Annotated in this window: 12 protein-coding genes and 1 pseudogene; 1 reads left to right on the top strand and 12 read right to left on the bottom strand. The window is 53.5% G+C overall.

Annotation, left to right across the window (positions count from 1 at the left end; all coding sequences use genetic code 11):
• Positions 1 to 158: 158 nt before the first annotated feature.
• From FIV35_RS23980 to traA, 12 genes and pseudogenes are all read right to left on the bottom strand, one after another.
• Entirely contained in the window at positions 159 to 398 is a 240-nt protein-coding gene (locus tag FIV35_RS23980) for a DUF2188 domain-containing protein (RefSeq protein ID WP_083377947.1), read from the bottom strand.
• 188 nt (positions 399 to 586) lie between these two features.
• Positions 587 to 958 (bottom strand): annotated as a pseudogene (locus FIV35_RS30380) (GFA family protein); the annotation flags it as partial.
• A gap of 640 nt (positions 959 to 1,598) precedes the next feature.
• The gene (locus FIV35_RS23990) at positions 1,599 to 2,006 is read right to left on the bottom strand and encodes a hypothetical protein (RefSeq protein WP_083377946.1); all 408 of its coding nucleotides are present in this window, start codon (positions 2,004 to 2,006) and stop codon (positions 1,599 to 1,601) included.
• A complete protein-coding gene (locus FIV35_RS23995; protein ID WP_083377945.1) occupies positions 1,987 to 4,038 on the bottom strand; it encodes a hypothetical protein in 2,052 nt (683 codons plus the stop codon). Before FIV35_RS23995 ends, FIV35_RS23990 begins: the two co-directional genes overlap by 20 nt.
• A complete protein-coding gene (locus FIV35_RS24000) occupies positions 4,031 to 5,557 on the bottom strand; it encodes a site-specific integrase (protein ID WP_083377944.1) in 1,527 nt (508 codons plus the stop codon). Before FIV35_RS24000 ends, FIV35_RS23995 begins: the two co-directional genes overlap by 8 nt.
• Before the next feature lie 4 nt (positions 5,558 to 5,561).
• Positions 5,562 to 6,848: a tyrosine-type recombinase/integrase gene (locus FIV35_RS24005; RefSeq protein ID WP_146375080.1), complete on the bottom strand. Its 1,287-nt coding sequence runs from the start codon at positions 6,846 to 6,848 to the stop codon at positions 5,562 to 5,564.
• Between the two features lie 122 nt (positions 6,849 to 6,970).
• Positions 6,971 to 8,023 carry a TraU family protein gene (locus FIV35_RS24010; protein ID WP_050483099.1) on the bottom strand — a complete coding sequence of 351 codons (1,053 nt, stop codon included), beginning with the start codon at positions 8,021 to 8,023 and terminating at the stop codon, positions 6,971 to 6,973.
• Entirely contained in the window at positions 8,010 to 9,251 is a 1,242-nt protein-coding gene (locus FIV35_RS24015; protein ID WP_028621625.1) for a TrbC family F-type conjugative pilus assembly protein, read from the bottom strand. Before FIV35_RS24015 ends, FIV35_RS24010 begins: the two co-directional genes overlap by 14 nt.
• Positions 9,245 to 9,817, bottom strand: coding sequence for a S26 family signal peptidase (locus FIV35_RS24020; RefSeq protein ID WP_028621626.1), 573 nt, complete (start codon positions 9,815 to 9,817; stop codon positions 9,245 to 9,247). The genes FIV35_RS24015 and FIV35_RS24020 overlap by 7 nt, the downstream gene beginning before the upstream one ends.
• Entirely contained in the window at positions 9,817 to 12,282 is a 2,466-nt protein-coding gene (gene traC, locus FIV35_RS24025) for a type IV secretion system protein TraC (protein WP_028621627.1), read from the bottom strand. Before traC ends, FIV35_RS24020 begins: the two co-directional genes overlap by 1 nt.
• 11 nt (positions 12,283 to 12,293) lie before the next feature.
• The gene (locus tag FIV35_RS24030; protein WP_013100909.1) at positions 12,294 to 13,007 is read right to left on the bottom strand and encodes a DsbC family protein; all 714 of its coding nucleotides are present in this window, start codon (positions 13,005 to 13,007) and stop codon (positions 12,294 to 12,296) included.
• A 118-nt stretch (positions 13,008 to 13,125) separates the two neighbouring features.
• Positions 13,126 to 13,470 carry a TraA family conjugative transfer protein gene (gene traA / locus FIV35_RS24035; RefSeq protein WP_013100908.1) on the bottom strand — a complete coding sequence of 115 codons (345 nt, stop codon included), beginning with the start codon at positions 13,468 to 13,470 and terminating at the stop codon, positions 13,126 to 13,128.
• Between the two features lie 222 nt (positions 13,471 to 13,692).
• Between traA and FIV35_RS24040 the strand changes: the two genes are divergently transcribed.
• Positions 13,693 to 14,751: an RNA-guided endonuclease InsQ/TnpB family protein gene (locus FIV35_RS24040; RefSeq protein ID WP_028621628.1), complete on the top strand. Its 1,059-nt coding sequence runs from the start codon at positions 13,693 to 13,695 to the stop codon at positions 14,749 to 14,751.
• Positions 14,752 to 14,754 lie beyond the last annotated feature (3 nt).

The following is a 14,754-nucleotide window of genomic DNA, read 5'->3' on the forward strand; positions in this document are numbered from 1 at the left end:
AACGAGTAAAACAGCCGCTCCTGCCCACTCGATAACTGTCCCATCATGCTGCGTATTCTCCCGCTGGCCGATGGAGTGATTTTGCCCCAGGCCAAACAGGAGAGCTACTTTTTCAACAGAATCGGCCGATTGCAGCCCTTCTAGAGAGTACGACTACGTCAACCTTTTACATTCCGGGGATCGTTGCCGGGCTTAATGGTGTCTTTGGCTCGAAACTGGCCGTCGCGTCCCTTTGTAGTCATTTCACCGCCACCTTGATTTAGCAGCATTTCCCGAGCGGCTTGCTGCGCCTCAGCCTGAGTATCATGCAAGCTTGAGGCCCGGTCGGAATCATTGCGTTTGTTTTCCCACTTTCCATCTGGACGTTGGGAAATAGTGCGATCTTGGGGTTTGCTCATCGTAGAATTCCTATGTTGGACATCTCTATTTATAGTCTAAGAAATAGCCATCTGCCCGCTGATGCACTTGCCGCTCCCCAATGAACCAGGATTGGCCTTCCTTTCATTGCTATGGGACTGAGAGTCGAATGTGATGCCAGTGACGATAGGTAAAAATCGACCCGTAGCGCTGAGTCGACCTTAGGGCACGGGGTATATGGCGTGTACCAAGAGGCTGCCGATTCAACACGAACTTGCTTTTGCTGTTGAAGCAGGAAGGGTATATCCAGCGCACCGAGCGCCAATGAAACCCAGTCGGATAACTCACCTTTTGATCGTGACCAGGACAAGGTAGAACCGCACTGCGCGCAGAATTCGCGTATAACCGTTTACGAGGACGCATAGGTTTTAATGCGGGTGGCGCAGCGAATAATTTGAAGCACGCTGCGCGGTACGCTGCCGTAAAACGCGAACGCTGCGCCGTGACCCTTGCGAGATTAACGGCAATGGCAATGACTAAATGCTTTCGGCGGGGCGAGAGGGACCACTTCTGGCCGATTCCTGCGCTCTGTGGTGGGCAGCTTGGGGTCTTTTAGCGACCGCCTAATTTCGACTGTCGCTATACATAGTCAAACCCCTGTCTGTTCCGTTATCTCAGAGGCGCCAGCAACCTGATATGAACTTTCCCCACAAATAGTGGGCAAATTTTGTTATTTGCTACTGCCGTCTATGAGGTTGCTTGCGTAGAACCGGCGCTGCAAAGGAGAAAGGCCTTGGCGATTTTTGTAGGGCGTGCAACGCGGAGCCTACCTGGATCACCACTGGGCCTGTAAACACTTAATGACCGCTATTGCCCGATTTTTGCTTGTCGTCGTTTGCTTTGAGTCGAGTCTAGCCAGTCATGGAGATCATAAGTCCTGGTCAAGTCCATGCAGTTACGCAAAGGCAAAATCCCGATCAAAGACCGGGATTTGCAAATGCCTCAAGGGCTACAGGATAAATAGTAACCCAAACGGCCCGAGCCAGGATAGGTACTGATTTTCGACCCTTTTTTGAGCTGAATACGCTTAGGGGGTCAGCTATTCTCATCCAGGGAGAGCACTCAGTGAACTGCTTCTCCGGGTCGGGGCTTTATAACGGCAGTAGCTGGATTGTTCAAACCCATAGCTGCCGGTGGTCACCGGCACAAACCGACCATCGTCAAGGGCTAGCGCCCCTTCACTAGCCCTTTGAGGAACCCCTCCTGGCCTTCGGAAGTGGTGCGGCCAATTGCAGCTTCGTAAGGCCGTGGCAGTATGCGTTGTATTGCCAGATGACGAACTGCTCCAGCAGGCCTTCATTTTCATGTCTAAGCCTCGCGTTTTCCTCCCCCAGACGCTTTATGCGCTGCGCCGCCACTGTTAGCGAAGGTGGCACCTTGGCTTTGTCATTCATGACGTTGCTTCTGCCTTTCTTATGCTGGAACGCCTCTTGAATTTGCACATAGGCACTCAGGGTTTGACGCGTTGGACGCGTGCCAATCAGCGGAAGCAATGAGTCACACAAGGCTTCCCACGTAAGCCGTCCCTGCCAGCCATCCAGCGTATGAAGGATCTTTTCAATATCTGTCTCAGTCAGGTGTTTTGCCATGGCTCTCCCCTAACGAGTAATGCGTCTCGCCCCCCACGCTTTCCGAAAGCTTGGATTGCGAACTCTTTGCCGCTAATTCTCGCTTCAGCGGGCTAAACTCCTGATCACACCTCAACCTAACAATGGCTCCCGGCGCGATGTCATCAGACTGCAGCAGCGCGATTAGTTGGTCCGCTCGATCCAAAGTCTGTTTCTGGTGAACTGTCCACCGGTCAGCGCCATAGTAGCCTTCCGCCAGAGCATGTTCCGCTTGGGCAAGCTGTAAGAAAATAGCCTCTCGCTGAAGCTTAAGCCGCGCAACCTTTGCCTCATCGCCTTTAACACACACCTGCTCGGTACAGTTTAAACAGTCTCTGTGCTTCTGACACGGCAGCATCGAGTAATCATGTACACAGAAGCCGAACTCGGTGACATGCGCCATGACATCGCCAATGGCGCCTAAGTCGGCCAAAGTTACCGGCGAATTGGCGGTGATTTTCTCTAACGGACCAGCCAATGCCTTGAGTGCCTGAAAGCTGCCAATTTTCTCTTGATACTCATCGTCGGACATATGGTTGTAGGTGTTGTTCTGAGACACATTGGCGCGCCCTGACCAGCGAGCGATATCAAACTGTCCCAGGTCGCCGCGCTGTGCCGTGGTATTCAGAAAATGGCGCACTTGATGGGTCGTCAAACTCACTCGGCTACCATCCGGGTTTTTATACCCACTCCGATCCCACACTGTCTGCATCTCTCGAACGCCGCTGGTAATGGACAGCGCACTGCTAATACTGCTGCTGCCCGGTCCCCAGACAATGATCGGAGACACACCGCGTTGATGATGCAGCTCATTGACCCTCATACAGAAAAGACTGTCAGACCACTTCAACTGCTTTTTTTCATTCTTCCATGGGAAACCCTTAGGTAATCGCGAGTGAGCATATTTATTGAGCACCGCCAGCGTAACTTCATCCAGACTTATACTATTCCCCTCAAGAAATGCTCTGATGGGGCTGCTTGAATTTTTAAGAACCTTCCGGGCTTGACCGGCAAATCCAGCATATTCAATCCCTAGTGCATCACAGATCTGCACTGGGGTCAGCAGAGCATCTTCATGCACCAATGGACAAGCCGCATGCCGATAGAACTTGTCCATGTGTTCTTCATACCACTTGGCCGCGCGCCGGCCCTCATCCGTCAACTCTTTGATGCGCTCAACCGCTGTTACCGCAACATCTTTGAACGCCGTGGACACCCACTTTATAGTGGGACCAAAGCCCTTCGCCGAATAAAAGCGCAGCCCCAATTTTTCTGATCCACTTTGATCTTTTTCGTAATGTAAGCAATCCGACGGCAGATCGTGAACTTCCGAAATCCGTGAGGGCGCGCACATTAACAGCGCGAAAAGCGACACTACGTATTTATCTGCGGAACTCTGCGGATTGTTTGAAAACATTTCTGCCATGTAGTGCAGCACATGCTCAGGTGGCAGCTTGTCTTGACTTGCTTTTTTCCCCGCCCGATCCAATCTTCCAATTTTGCTGGACACCGGTATGGCACACCGCCAATAAAACCCTCTCTCCACCAGCTTATGCTCAAGCAAAAACCCTACGAGCCGGTTCAGTTCCGAACTCGCCTGATACGCGGTAGCCGGGTAACACTCACGCGCCACTGCGGCGGCTTGATCCAAGACGACAGGGTCCACCAGAGAAATATCAGCGACATTCTTAACCTTCAACAACGCCGGCTCGATACAGCGAATGGCCATAATCCTTCGGGCAGTGGCACGCACACATGGATTATGTGCCTTCTGGTAAGTTACATAAGCCTTAGCAAAAGAAATAATATCCTGATCCAGTAGGCTTTCAGCCTCAACCTTACGTGCATTAACGCCGGCTTTTGTGAAGCCCACCTCCCCCCTCCAGAAATTACTGTCCCACTCAATCTCAGGCGCCAATACGTCTAAATCTTTACGGCACCGAGCAATAAACGCTTGGACATTCGCTTTGGCCCCAACACTTTCGTTTGGCATGAACTTGAATATCTTAGCCATCACAGGTTGCCCTCTTCGCCTGCGCGCATCGCTGAACCACTTCCGTAACCGCGAGGATCAGTCGATCATTGGCCAAGGCAGTTTTGACGTCCTTTGTTACCCCCCATACGCGGTCACTGCCGGCGAGGAGCTCATTCAGGACTTCTTCATGAGGCCCATCTACCCAGGGTTGGAAGTGTGTGCAGGTGTAACAGGCAATCGGGGCTAGAGCCCCACAAAAGCCATAGTTCCCGCATGTACCAACATTCACGCGCCCGTTCGAAACACGGCTGCTGGAGTCGCCCCCTCGAACAGCCTCCTTTTCCGAAGCCACCAGAACCCCTTGAAAGGCTTGAGCCAACGGCGCCAATTGTTGCGCAACCGCTTTATCAATTCGCGCCACAATATCCGACAGGCTCTTTATATAATAGCCGGCACTGCGAACATTAGAGTGATCCAGTACTTCCGCAACAATTGAAACACCGTAACCTTGGCGGGCTACATTGGTCCCCAGCGTGGATCTAAAGCGCCGCGGAGATAGGCTTAATGGCGCACCTGTTCTTTCCGAAAATACGCAATGGATTTCCGAAAATCTGGTTAATGCGGTGTTACAGATTTTGACAGGGGCATGGAGGTAGTCAAACTGCAAGAGTTCCAGCAGGTTTTTCTCACTTATCCCATGTGAGAGGTTGACAAAATCGGCAAATAGCGGAACTTCTTTGATTAAGGAGTTTGAAAGAGAAAAGTTAACAAGGCCCTGCAGCCTTTTTACTGTGTCTACAGCCTGCAATTGCAGAATCAGCCACAAATCTTCATCGATTGCACATGTGTTAAATGTCGAACGCCACAGCGCATGCCGCTGCTTTGCCCGTGGAAAATTGATCGAGTAGGCAGATATACCATTTTTTTCGGTTAACAGTAGATCCTTAATTTTTAGAGCGACTATTTGTACCGACCGTCTACCCGTGTGTACCAATGTCAGAATTAATGAAAACTGCTCTAGTAATAGCCGACTTTTCGAATAACAGGCAATCACGCCATCAAGTACACCTTGCATTTCGATGTCAGTCAATGGCCCCTTCAGGCTATCCATCTGTAACACCGCGCGCCCCACCTCATTACCTTTTAAAACCCACGCCTTTAATGTCTTAAAAAACTCTTCACTTATTCCTGGGTGACCTTGCTCATACCATGTAACAAAAAACCCTTTGAGCCCACCCAAATAATGCTGCTTCGAATCATCCAAGTTTGCCCTATAAGCAAGCAAAGAAATAGTGTTAAGTTCACCCCCAGTAAACTTAAAAAAATACTTTGCCCGCTCAGAAATATTTCGAGCATGTGCGGCCGAACTATGTACAGAGTAAAATTGCAATGTAGTTAAAAATGAACTTTTAATATCTACCGTTAAATCGTCTACCCACCCCAAGTAAACGGTGGTATTTTTATTGAGCCGCCAAGCAAGGTCATTTTTATTAAACTCCCACCCATCGCGAGACCGGAATACTTGCTGAGTATCTACTCCTGAATGACTCTTGATCACCGGACTAATCCTTTTTATTTTTAAGCGCCCTTTGATACTCCAATAACGCCTTGGCAGCCTTTTCTTTGATATGACGCTTATTGTACGTATTGACCGTATGGGAGGTCTCTGACCACCCCATTAAATAGGCACGAACTTTCTGCTCCTGTTCAGGCGTCATGGCTCCCGCCTCATCAACTATTTTCGAAAACGCATAGTTCCAAGTGTGCCTAAATGCATGTGCATGAATGATTTCGAAACCGTTGGCGATCCCTTGGATGGTAGCCATGAACTTGCCAAAACTGCTATTCGATAACGGATTGCCCTGAGTCGGACCCGCCTTGTGCGCAACAAACAAATAGGGGTGCTTTTTAGCCTGACGAAAGCTGGCCCTACAATGGAGAATGTAGTCACTAAGCTTTTTTTGTAGTATGTCATTGATTGGAATATTTCTCTGCGCGGTCTTAACCAACGGTTGATGTCGGCGACTGTCCAGCGGGCTGTCCGCACGCCTAACGATCTTGATCACACCCTTACTGAAATCTACGTCCTCTACCCGCAAATTAAGTAGTTCGCCCCGCCTAATACCCAGATAGCGAAGCAGCGTTATAATTAAATAATTGCGTTGCTGAACACCCTTGCTAGAAAAAGGGTTCTGCGGGTGGTCTGGCCAAAGATACTCTAGCACCTGATCCACCACATCGAGGTCCAAGCCCCTCTCATCCCGGTCGACTGCTGAGATGTTACTTACTTTTGGCCGGCATGCGTTGAGACGCTCAACCATTGCACTCACCTGTCTCTCCGACGCACTACTAACACGCCCATCACGTAATGTTTCAGCCAAAAAGCCAAGGTATTTTGAAATTGTGCTGATCCGTGTGAATTGCGTCTGCGCACCGACGTTACACGTATTACGAGCGACGGTTCTGCCGGCGTTAAGCTTCAGGGTGTGCACCTTCGTGGTTCGTTGTCGGCGCTCTTCCCTTAACAGCCGCGCACTAAACGCGACCAACGAAGTAATTTCCTCGCGCTGGAGCAGTCGCCCTGTCGAAAACAACGCTTCGAGATTAATGCCTTGGCTTGCTTGCCAGGCATACAGCACTTTGATTGCCGCAAGCGCCCCCTGCACTGTAGAAACGGAGAAACCGCCAGCACGGACATGGGTCGTGATAAAGAGTGAGGGGTAATACAGAGGTATGCCCGTCTGGGCACTGACCAACAACTTATGCCGCTCGCCATGGCGGAATTGGATGTGTTTTATCGCCAATAAGGTCATCGGGATTACCACCCATGAAAACTTTACATTTTTCAAGGTAGTACACAATCCTGAAAACCGGCAAATCTCGACGTAAAACTTTACAGCGTAAATTATCGAAAAAGCCCCTAAATAGGGGCTTTCAGGCAAAAACCTTACATTATCGTCTCAGGTGTTCGCTAGAGCTTCGAGCAGCAATCTGTCCATCGCCAGAACATGTACATGGCATCGTTCCCAGTACCTGGAACATGCCGACTAGGCCCACCCTCCCAAGTCTGCGGCGGTTCTCCGAGCCACATTGCTCTGCTGTTCTGCGACTTTGGCCAGAACTGGGTCACTTTGTACTGGCTTTTCGGAATCGTCGGGTAGATACCCGCCTTGCACACGTTTTCATCACCCATAGTGCGTCGAGCGAGGCCCCTGCGGTGTTGCTGAGCGATCACTCGCGCAGCCAGCAATGCTGTCGTCCGGTTTGCATCTTGCGCCACGGTTACGCCGGCAAATGGGTAGATGCTCCCCCATGTACCGGTACACCACCAAAGCGACTCAAGAGGTTCCTTTCGAGCGGTAACCAGCGCGGATTCGGCAGCACAGGCCGCAATAGCGATTGGGTTTGCCACGGCCGCGGACTCGGGGTGCTGGAAGAAAGCCAACGTACCGTTGTTCCAGGTCGGGTCGATCTCAGTGAAAGAGATGATATCGAGGTCGAGATAACCGTCCGGGTTGCATTTGGTAGGCGTATAGAGATCGAGGATCTGAAGTAGCGGGAATGCATACAGATGCGCGTGGTAGAACGACCCGGCAGCCTGACCTGTCTGGGTGCTGTTGTCCTGCCGAAGTCGGCCATAGCTGCGCTTGTTGCCAAGCGGCAGCGTTACACCACCTAGGGTTGGCGAGCAGCCTGGCTTACGGACAGTTTCAACCATCCGTGCCGGCTCCCACATTGCAGTGATGATTCCGGGCTTGTAGATCGAGGATGAGCCTTCCTGGCAGATGCAGAAGACCATTTTTGTAGCCTTCGCGGGGGCTGTGCCGGGGGTTATTTGCACACCAGAAACACGAATTGGGAAGAGGCACGCCCAGCAGATGTCGGTGAACAACTTCGGACCAAAAAGGCCAGAGTCCTCACACATCACCTCTCCGGAAGAGGACGCCTCAGCCGCTATCCCTGGCAGGGAAAACATGCCTGCAATCACCAGAATTGCGGCGGTTATTACCTTATTGATGCTCATGATTGGCCTCCTCGAAGGCTGTTTGAGCAACCTCGCGGACGATAAAGTTTTTGGTGTCGGCTGTTACGACAGATGGGGCTCGAAAGATTTGGAAGCGCTCCGCCATGTCAGGCGGCAGCAGGTACAAGGGCGCATCCAGGCTGTCCTGAACGCTGTTGAACAGATCCCAACCAGAGGCAGTGGGAATCTGAGTCGCCATCACAGTGACGGTCAGATTTGCCCCATGGTCTGCATATTCACGCTTCGCCAGGGCAACCTGCCAAGGTTGCGTCGGATCAATCACGACCAGTTTCTGGTCAAAAGGCATCATGTCGAGTGGATTGATCCTCCCCGCCTTCTGAACAACCCTTCCTTGGCTATCGAGAATGTCATTGGGAACGATGACAGATGCGTCGACGAGGCGTGTCGCACTCTCCGTTACCGGAGGCAATGGGTGCCCTTTGTGGTTATCCCAAAACCGAGCGATTGCTCGCTTCTTCATGGCGTCGGTGTCCAGCTCTGCGATGCGCTGTTTCGCAACCTCCATGAGGTCTGGCTCGATGATTTCCTGTGTAGAGCCAATAGTGCCTAGATCCCCACGCTTACCATCCTTAACCGCCCCCTCGATATAGCTAACGGAGGACGACCCAGCAGCTTTAGCGATCAAAGCATCATTCGGTGCTTCGAGAGCGACGGTGGGGACGGCTGAAACGCTATGACGCTGGAATGCGAGAGGATCGAGCAGAACACTCACAGTGCTTTGCGTCTCTTGCGTGAGGAGGTGCATTTTGGTCACAGCATCGCCCATCGACATACCATCAGGAATGCCTCGAAAAACGATGCCAACACCAGGCAGTCCGTCAAAGGACAGCAGTATGTCTTTGAGGGCAGTAGCCCCCATCGACCACGACACGAAAATTAGAGTGCGGTTTCCATCGCCCAGGGGATGTTTTTTCTCGCGATCTGAGCCATCTGCGCTAGCGAGCCCTGAATCGTTCTGCTGGGCTTCTTCATCACTGCCTTGAACGATGGCCTTTTCGGCCATCTCACTTACCCAGCTCATGTCATCTCGGCCGCTTATTTCTTCGCGCGCGGCTTTCGCATTTCGGCTGATTTCCCTGACCTGATCGAGGAGCGCAGGATCGAATTCATTGATGTCGTACTTGCGAATGCCAAGGTCATCGCCGGCGATGGCCATCGTGCAGCTGAAGGCCAGCCCAATGCACATGGCTAGTTGCTTTTTCACCATATTGGATACGCCTTCCCGATGATTTGGTCTGTCGACGCTGAGCCCCAGTAGCGGGAGTCGAAAGAGTCTGGCGTGCGGCCGAAGAACCAGTAACGGCCCGCGCCTATTTCCCCTTCCCGAACGTATTTCTGGGGATCAATCCCGTGCTGGCTGGCTACCTGAAGCCCTTTGCCTACGGACACGCCATTGATGGTTGTTTCATCAAGCGTGACCTTGGCGCGATCGCCAGGCATTCCCTCAAGCACCTTCACGATGATCGTGCCGTCAGCAAAGATCGGACTCAGACCTTTGGAGTGAAAGGCATAGATTTCCCCTCGCACCAGGTCATCCTGCTTTTTATCGATGATCCATAGCCTGTAAGGGGGCAGGCATAGGGAGTCCTGGCTAGCGATAGCGATCGAATAACGGGATGCCAGCAGCACAACGCTGCCGGCAACCACTGCGGAAAAGAGTAGGCCTTTGCCGAGAAAGGCTGCCGAGAGTCGCTTTGGAGCTCGATCTCGCTCAACCTTCGCCATTGCCCTTCGCACCTTGGCCTCAATGCTGAAGGGGTTCGACAACGCCATTACGCGACTTCCGCCGGATTAGAGCTGTACTCGACACCTCGGTCACGGAGCACGCGCAGAATTGCCTCATCCTGCGGAACGCCGGTGAGCGTGTAGTTTCGGATCGCCTGCACATCTTCAGGTGCGGTCGAGTAGAGGAGGATCGAATATGGGTCCACCGTGAGGCGCACGATACCGGCCCCGCGGGGGGTGAGCATGAAGATCTCGGAGTAATGCCCCTTGTACGACTTAACAGTCTTCAGGATTCGATAGCCACCCTCTCCCAGCGGCAGACGCTTGTTTTCCTGGATAGCATCAATAGCTTCGGCCTTTTGACCGAGTAGGAGGGTGAACGCGGAGTTTTCAGCAATGGCCTGTCCGACTTTGTTCTGATAGAGGTCGTTGACCCCCTGGGTAATGACAATGGCGCTACCGCCATATTTCCGGAATCGCCGGTAACCGTGCTCAATGAATTCACCAACGTTGCCCTGGGAGAGCAGCGACCAGGCTTCATCAATGATCACAATTTTCGGGCGGTCACGCTCACCAAGGTACATGTCCTGCTGGATTTGGTAGATCAGCTGAAGGAGCACAACTTGCTGAAGGTGTTGGCGACCCTTCAGCTCCTCAAGCTCGAGTACGGTGAAGGGATTCTTGAAGTTGAGATTGTTCTTACCGTTGAAGAAACGGCCGTACTGCCCCTTCGAGGTGAATGCGAAGAGCTGATGGCCAATGTCTTGAATACGCGGGTCTGGGTCGCCAAGCAGAGAATCAGCGATGTTGTCGACGATCATCGTCTTGCCCAACTCTTCCCAGCATTGCGTGAGGTGCCTTTTTAGCCCGGCGGTTTGGAAGTCGATCAGGGGCACGGTTGGGGCAGCCATAGCAGAGAGCAGCCCAACCAGGACATCCTCTTCCTCGCTGTAGTCTTCAATCAGCTCGAAGGGGTTGAGACAGAGATTCGACTCTTGGTCAAAGCGTGCAAAGTCGCCCTTGTACGCCTCAGACAGCTTTAGGTAGGACAGGCCCACGTCGATGACCCACACCTTCGCTCCAATGCTCAGATACGACGTGATGAGATAGTTGGTCGCAAACGACTTACCGGAGCCCGACTGGGCCGCGATCATCGCGTTGTAATTGGTGTCGGAGTCAAAGAGGTTGAAGCTAACCGGCTGACCGTTTCGGGAAATGAACGGGGCCACCTGGGTTCCAGTGCCCTTCCAATCGCCATAGATCGGCAGCAAAGGTAATGCCTGGGTGAGGCTCAATGTCTTGAACCGGAACAGCTCCCTCATCGCATCCGGGTCGGCACACATAGGTAGGGAGTTCACGAACACGGGCAGCACACAAAACTTGTCCTCCATGAGGCTGAAGCCCTGCGTGGCAAAATGGCTCTTCGCATTCGACGCTGCCTGAATGAGGTCTTCCCGGTTCCGGCCGAATACCACGAGGGTCATTGTCGCCTGTACGTTGGGAAGCCCTTTGTCGAGATCTTCAAACAGCGTGTCATAGGCTTCCTTCGTCTTCCGTAGAACGGGTACGAAATGCACCATCGGGCCGAAGCTCTGGTTGATGGCCCATTGGCGGCGCTTCGACAGCTTGTCCTTTGTTTCCAGCTGGGGAGGGAAATACAGGGTCATGTTGATGATGCAGTTACCCCGGATTCCGCCGCGCTGGGACAGAATGTCAGCGAGGTACTGAGAGGCATCGCCCTGCCACATGACTTCAGGGAAGCGCTTGGCCGACAGCGTTTTTACAAAGCAGTCATCTCCGATCTGAAGGTGGTCTTTCTTCACGTCGAGGCTGCGGTTGTAGTCGAGGATCTGCTCATTCAGGGGCTTGTCTGTGTCCGCCTTCATGTCCGGATCTTCGCGCCACGACGCCGATGGCCCTTGGTTCAGGATGGAGGAGAAAATTTCACGGTAGGAATCGTTGGTGAGCGGCACGGCTGCCAGGTTGCAGCTGTCCAGCGAGGTTCGCAGTCCGTCGAAAAGCTCCTTCGCCGCGTTCGCTTCTGTCTGGGTAGGCAACGCATTGGCGATCGGAATTGTTACGGATACGACCAGGCTCTGTTCACGAATGCGTACACCTGAGATTGAATCAACGGGGCGCATGGTTCGGTCACTGAAATACTCGGCCCGCGCGTTCGTCACTTTCTCCAGCAAGGCTTGGGTTTCCACGGGAAGGTCAGTGCGGCCAGATTCACGGAAGGCCCGACGCAGGCGAAGGAATCCCGTCTTCATCTCATTGATATTTTCAGTGCAAATCAGGCTGAACTGGATTGTTGTCTTCTCAGGCCAGTCGACCGTCAAACCAGCCTTCAGGCGGTCGCCTTCATCCCCGTTTGAGCCTGAGAGCGGGGAACACAGGAATGCGAATCCTAGGCGGTTCCCTTCCAGCTGGAACAGGTAAAGATTCGGCTCGTAGGCGAGGCCGTTGATCAGCTTCGAGAGCCGCGGTGTTGAGCGGATAAGCGCTTTGAGCATTTCTGAATTCCTTAGAGGGTGCGATTCGATTCAATCCAGGCGCGCAGGCCTTCTTCAGGCTTGCCTTCTCGGGTCAAACCGTCATCACGAATGAGGAAAGGGACATTTCGAGCACCAAGAAACTGAGCTGTCATCCGGCGCTTCGAGATCACATCCAGATCACACTGCGCGGTTGGGAGCTGTTCGAGAGGAGTTTTCATGTCGCCGGAAGCGCCGGCTTTCCACGCAGCAACCTTGTCTTTCGCGCAGAGGAGTTCTTTGGTGCGCACCGCGCTCTCTTGGCTGAGCAGCGGCAACATCAGCACGTCGAGTCGATACCCCTCGGGAAGGGATGAGCGGGCTTGTTGAATGATCTCTTTGCAGAACCCACAAGCAGGGTCGGAGAACATGGTGATTGCTTTCTCACCGTTGCCGACTGTGAGAGGGGCGAGATCCTTGAAACCGAGGTTGGTCTTATCCACTGGGATGTAGTGGGCGGCGATCCGAGCATCCTCGATGGTTTTCAACTCCTTCTTCGCCCACACGTCATAAACCGTTCCCTGGATGATGAATCGGCCGGTATCGCTGATGATGGCGAATTTGCCGTTCTTCTCGATCGCCAGCATTGCAGACGCAGGAAGCATCACTACCTTGTCTGCGTTCTTGTCCGCAGGGCTCGCTGCTACTGCGGTGCCAGCCAATGCAAGCAGCGTCATAGCAAGAATGGTTCGGGTTGGTTTGAACATGGGCTTACCTCCTGAGTCGATTCACCCAGAGTATTTGGCCCGGAAAAGAAAAGGCCTCTTTTTCAGGACGTTTTAGCGTCGGAAAAAGAGGCCTTTCAGAGAGGCGTTCTGACTGAGATCAGAAGCCTACAGGCAGGGCTTGGAGAGCGTTGGTGACTACAGCTGCTGCTGGGATAGTTGCCGACATTACCGACTCGATAACATCCGGCGCAGCATAGAGACCAACACCGCCGCCAACGCCAGTAACGAACGGCATAAGCGATTGGCGAAGAACGCCCGCGCCGATGCCGGTGAGGATCATCAGACCGATCAGAATGCGGCCGAGGGTACCTTGCATCCACTCAGTCAAGGTAATCCACACGCTATCGAACGTATCGCCGCCGGTACCCGCGAGCGCGGTACCGGCGACCACCATTGCCGCTGCGATGGCCATCGTTTGGAGGGTTGCTTTGTTGACGTGCATTGGTCTTGCTCCTAGAGGTTGACATGCGCAGGGGCTGCGCTCAGGAGACATTTTTCGTGCTTTCCGTAAGCCTGTGTTTCGCTTTCAGGCGCATTTGTCGACGGAAATTAAAAAGGGCCGCTTTATCAGTCGGGCCGTAAAAACCCGTCATTCTTGGCGGGGATATAAGACCCATCGCGCAGCGGCCCTTGGGTTATTCCGATTTTGTGGCACGTTATTGCCATGAAGCACACCAAGACCCTCCAAGTTCGCGTTCGAGACAAGCATGCGCCGCTGCTGCGGCAGATGGCGCGCAGCGTGAATTTCGTCTGGAACTACCTGAATGAACTCAGCCATCGCTCAATCCGTGAGCGTGGGGTGTTTCTGTCTGCCTTTGATCTGCATCCGTACAGCAAGGGAGCAGGTAAGGAACTTGGCCTGCATAGCCAAACGCTGCAATGTGTCGCGGCTGAATACGTCACCCGGCGCAAGCAGTATCGCAAGGCGAGGCTGAACTGGCGCAAGTCTGGTGGTGCACGGCGGTCGCTCGGGTGGGTGCCGTTCAACACCGCGGCTGCCAGTTGGAAGAATGGCCAGATCTACCACAACGGGTACTATTTCAAGGTCTGGGACAGCTACGGGCTGGGCCAGTACCGCTTCCGTTCCGGCAGCTTCAGCGAAGACGCTCGAGGCCGCTGGTATTTCAATGTCGTCGTCGAGCTGGATACCCAGCTATCAGCGGGGCAAGGGGCAGTTGGCATCGACCTGGGCCTGAAGGACGTGGCCACCTGTAGCGACGGGCAGCGACTGGAGAACGGCCGTTTCTACCGCGACCTGGAGCCCAGGCTGGCGAAAGCCCAGCGTGCCGGCAAGAAGGCTCGTGTGCGGGCCATCCACGCGAAGATCGCCAATCGGCGCAAGGATGCCTTGCACAAATTCAGCCGCTCGCTGGTCGAGCGCTGCAACATGATCATCGTGGGCGATGTCAGCCCGCAGAAACTCGTCAGAACCACCATGGCCAAGTCGGTGCTCGATGCCGGCTGGGGTCAACTGAAAACGATGCTGGCCTACAAATGCGCGCACGCAGGCATCGTCTTCAGGGTAGTGAACGAGGCGTACACCACCCAAACCTGTAGCTGTTGCGGTGCATTGCCCGACAGCAGGCCGAGAGGTATCGCAGGGCTTGGAATAAGAGAATGGATCTGTGAGTGCGGTGTCACTCACGACCGCGACGTGAACGCGGCCAGGAACATTCTCGCGCTCGGGCATGAGCGTCCTGGAGAGGGAATCCCCGGCGCTTAGGCC

The organism is Pseudomonas rhodesiae (assembly GCF_007858255.1).
Lineage (GTDB): Bacteria > Pseudomonadota > Gammaproteobacteria > Pseudomonadales > Pseudomonadaceae > Aquipseudomonas > Aquipseudomonas rhodesiae.

Bases quoted from the DNA above. Each gene is read 5' to 3' on its own strand.
- FIV35_RS23980 (WP_083377947.1), bottom strand. From the start codon at position 398: ATGAGCAAACCCCAAGATCGCACTATTTCCCAACGTCCAGATGGAAAG.
- FIV35_RS23990 (WP_083377946.1), bottom strand. From the start codon at position 2,006: ATGGCAAAACACCTGACTGAGACAGATATTGAAAAGATCCTTCATACG.
- FIV35_RS23995 (WP_083377945.1), bottom strand. From the start codon at position 4,038: ATGGCTAAGATATTCAAGTTCATGCCAAACGAAAGTGTTGGGGCCAAA.
- FIV35_RS24010 (WP_050483099.1), bottom strand. From the start codon at position 8,023: ATGAGCATCAATAAGGTAATAACCGCCGCAATTCTGGTGATTGCAGGC.
- FIV35_RS24015 (WP_028621625.1), bottom strand. From the start codon at position 9,251: ATGGTGAAAAAGCAACTAGCCATGTGCATTGGGCTGGCCTTCAGCTGC.
- FIV35_RS24020 (WP_028621626.1), bottom strand. From the start codon at position 9,817: ATGGCGTTGTCGAACCCCTTCAGCATTGAGGCCAAGGTGCGAAGGGCA.
- traC (WP_028621627.1), bottom strand. From the start codon at position 12,282: ATGCTCAAAGCGCTTATCCGCTCAACACCGCGGCTCTCGAAGCTGATC.
- FIV35_RS24030 (WP_013100909.1), bottom strand. From the start codon at position 13,007: ATGTTCAAACCAACCCGAACCATTCTTGCTATGACGCTGCTTGCATTG.
- traA (WP_013100908.1), bottom strand. From the start codon at position 13,470: ATGCACGTCAACAAAGCAACCCTCCAAACGATGGCCATCGCAGCGGCA.
- FIV35_RS24040 (WP_028621628.1), top strand. From the start codon at position 13,693: ATGAAGCACACCAAGACCCTCCAAGTTCGCGTTCGAGACAAGCATGCG.